This is a genomic window from Bartonella queenslandensis AUST/NH15, assembly GCF_000312585.1.
GTDB classification, from domain to species: domain Bacteria; phylum Pseudomonadota; class Alphaproteobacteria; order Rhizobiales; family Rhizobiaceae; genus Bartonella; species Bartonella queenslandensis_A.
Genome location: NZ_HE997992.1, coordinates 1 through 3,159 on the forward strand (window position 1 = coordinate 1; position 3,159 = coordinate 3,159).

Consider the following 3,159-nt stretch of genomic DNA (forward strand, 5'->3'; position numbering starts at 1 on the left):
ACCCCAATTTTTTTAAATTCCCGCATTTGAACTTATACCTTTGCTCATTTTGCTAATTGTGCTAATAGTGATGCTAGTTTTTTAACGCCTCTTATTGCTGCACCAGCAGCTCGTCCAGTTAGTTGAGCCGTTTTTTTAGCAACTGGTGCTGAGCCTGTGAGGGATGCTCCTCCGGAGGCTAAAGCTGATGCGATATCAGGTAATTTGAGGAAAAGAAAAATACCACCAAGACCAACAACCAAGAATTGAATTAAAGAAACCATGATATCTTCAAGACCTTTTGAAAAAATGTTCATCGAAATGTTGACATATAAGCCACCAAGCAACACGACTAACACATATAAAATGATGAAGTTTATTGTTTGGTTTAACCATGCTTCTGTAAGCCTTCTGGTTGATGAAAACATATAGAAGCTTATGAAGAGTGGTCCTATTGATAGGACAAGAGACGATCCCAGTTTAGCAAAGAGTGAAACGGCAAAACCGATTGCACAAAAAAAGCAAGAAATAAGGAGACAGATAATACCGGCAATCCATGCAGCAATAAACTTCCCCAATTGAGAGAGCCCTGTGTGCTTGCTTGCCGCCTCAAAAACGTGTGCTCCAGCTTGGCTCATCATATTATCCCATACATTTTTATCTGTATGTGCTGCACCTTGTGTGACATTTGCAATGGCATTCGGCAGATCGTGGAAAAATATATCCCTAACCCAAGTATTATAATAGGTGGCGTTTGTGGCGAGTGCAACTATGATGCCAAGTTTGAAAGTTGTGACTATAAATTCCCATAAGGGCATGGAAGAACGCCCATAGATGATATTGTACCCCATAAATATAATGTAAATTGTACAAGACAGTTTAAGCGGAGCACTTAAAGACGATGAAAGATTTGTAATGGTTTTATCCATTGATTCTATAATGGGATCCATCAACATATTGTCTATCTTAGAAAAAACGTCTTTGGTTTCTATTGCCATTGAGATGCTCCGCTATTCATTGTGTGTTTTTATTAATTTAGTCGTTATTTTGTTCTTTTGCTCTTCGTTCTTCTTCAGCGCGTTCTCTTTCTCTTTGTTCTTCGAGTATTTTTTGAGTTTCAGCTCTCATTTTTTTCATCCTAGCGTCTTGTTCAGCTTTAGCTTTTTCCCATGATATACGTTCACGTTCGTCATCTCTACGCACTCTTTCTTCAGCTTCTGCATCATATTCTTTTTCAAGTTCTAAAAATGCTAACCGCATGTTTTCACAATTTTTTGAAGTTCCTGCAAATCCACATTTAGCATCCCATTCTAGGCGCAATTTTTCATCTTTTTTAAATTCTGCGACGCTATAGGTTTTTTCGCAACCAACTGTGATAAGTCCTGTGCAAAGCAGCAATGTTGTTATGAAAACTTTATTCATAGATATTTCCCCTTCATTTTTTCAGTTTTTGAGGTTTGAGCACAATCTTTAAATTCTGCTTGTGTTATCGGTTTTTATAACCAGTGATGATAAATCTAGGGCACAGACATAATGTTGCCATAAATTATATGAATCTCTTTAAGTTGAGCAGCTAAAGCGCAATAGCGATATGCGGTGGTTTTACCCATTGGTCCTGTAAGTGGGGCTATCGACGTACTTTCTATAGTAGTGAATATGCCTTTGGTTTCTGTTGCCATTTAGATGCTCCGCTATTCATTGTGTGTTTTTATTAATTTAGTCGTTATTTTGTTCTTTTGCTCTTCGTTCTTCTGCAGCGCGTTCTCTTTTTCTTTGTTCTTCGAGCATTTTTTGAGTTTCAGCTCTCATTTTTTTCATCCTAGCGTCTAGTTCAGCTTTAGCTTTTTCCCTTGATATACGAATACGTTCCTCATCTGCACGTAATCTTTCTTCAGCTTTTGCATCATATTCTTTTCTAAGTTCAAGACCTGCTAACCTTAGGTTTTCACAATTTTTGCCGGTTCCTACTAATCCACATTTTGCATTCCATTCTTCCATCAATTTTCTATCTTTTTTAAATTCTGCGACGCTATAGGTTTTTTCGCAACCAACTGTGATAAGTCCTGTGCAAAGCAGCAATGTTGTTATGAAAACTTTATTCATGATTAATGATTTTCCTGTTGTTGAGATTTAGTGCGCTCTTTTGCTTCTCGTTCGGCCCGTAATCTATTAGTGTCAGCTTCAAGTTCTTCAAGTTTAGCCTTCATTCTAGCTTCAGACTCTTCATCTACTTTGCGATTATATTCTTCAATCTTTGCTTTACGTTCCTTTTTAAATTCAAGCGCTGCTAACCTTAAGTTTTCACAATTTTTTGAAGTCCCTGTGAATCCACATCTTGCTCCCCATTCTTCCATCAATTTTTTATCTTTTTTAAATTCTGCGACGCTATAGGTTTTTTCGCAACCAGCAGCGATGAGCCCTGTGCAAAGCAGCAGTGTGGTGATAATGATCTTGTTCATAGCCCTTCTTTTTTTCGTTTATTGACCACGGAATTTTTTGGCTAAAGCTTTGTATCGTGCTTTAAATTCTTCCATTTCACGTTTTTCTGCTGCTTTTTCTTCTGCTTGTTGGATCATGGCAGCGGCTTGCATTTGGAGGACTTTTGTTTGGAGGTCTGCTTGTATTGCGGATAATTGTGCTTGAATGCCTTGAATTTCACCAGCGTCTTTCGTATTTCCAAGTTTGTCGAGCAGCTTGCTAATGGTTGTTTGAGTTTCACTGGCTTCTTCGTAGACGTCTTGGCCTTTTGCCGCTTGTCCTACTACGCGCTGTTGGGCTTTTTTTACTTCCTATTCATAAAAAGTATCCACCGCCGCTTTTGATCCAGCGCCCTCTGAAGGCTCTTTGTATAAAAGTTCCTCTTGCCATTTTTGCGTGTTTTTGCTGCTACCACCGCCACCGCCGCCACCGCTACCGCCGCCGCTGCCCATCGATTGTTGAAAATGATTAAAATCAGAAGGAAGGGCGCCACTGCTTCCTTGCTTGTTGAACATCTCTTTCAATCCCGAGATATCAGGCTTGACATTTAAAGAGTTATAAAGATTCTTCATTTGGTCAAGCTGACCTTTCAGTTGATCAAGCTGTTGTTTGCCTTGTTCGAACTGTTTTAATGCTTGTTTATATTGCTCAGCTAATTTTGCAGCCGCTGTGGGATCAAATACCACCATGGCAAATGAACTT

Annotated in this window: 4 protein-coding genes and 1 pseudogene; all 5 read right to left on the reverse strand. The window is 39.0% G+C overall.

The features are described 5' to 3' along the window. Nucleotides 1–44: 44 nt before the first annotated feature. Entirely contained in the window at nucleotides 45–977 is a 933-nt protein-coding gene (locus tag BN338_RS03335) for a TrbL/VirB6 family protein (protein ID WP_198003670.1), read from the reverse strand. A gap of 37 nt (nucleotides 978–1,014) precedes the next feature. Next, complete coding sequence (locus BN338_RS03340; protein WP_039759069.1) at nucleotides 1,015–1,401, reverse strand: EexN family lipoprotein; 387 nt, start codon at nucleotides 1,399–1,401, stop codon at nucleotides 1,015–1,017. 294 nt (nucleotides 1,402–1,695) lie between these two features. Then, the gene (locus BN338_RS03350; RefSeq protein WP_039759072.1) at nucleotides 1,696–2,082 is read right to left on the reverse strand and encodes an EexN family lipoprotein; all 387 of its coding nucleotides are present in this window, start codon (nucleotides 2,080–2,082) and stop codon (nucleotides 1,696–1,698) included. Between the two features lie 2 nt (nucleotides 2,083–2,084). Next, entirely contained in the window at nucleotides 2,085–2,438 is a 354-nt protein-coding gene (locus BN338_RS03355; protein ID WP_039759074.1) for an EexN family lipoprotein, read from the reverse strand. A gap of 18 nt (nucleotides 2,439–2,456) precedes the next feature. Next, nucleotides 2,457–3,159 (reverse strand): annotated as a pseudogene (locus BN338_RS03360) (TrbJ/VirB5 family protein); the annotation flags it as partial.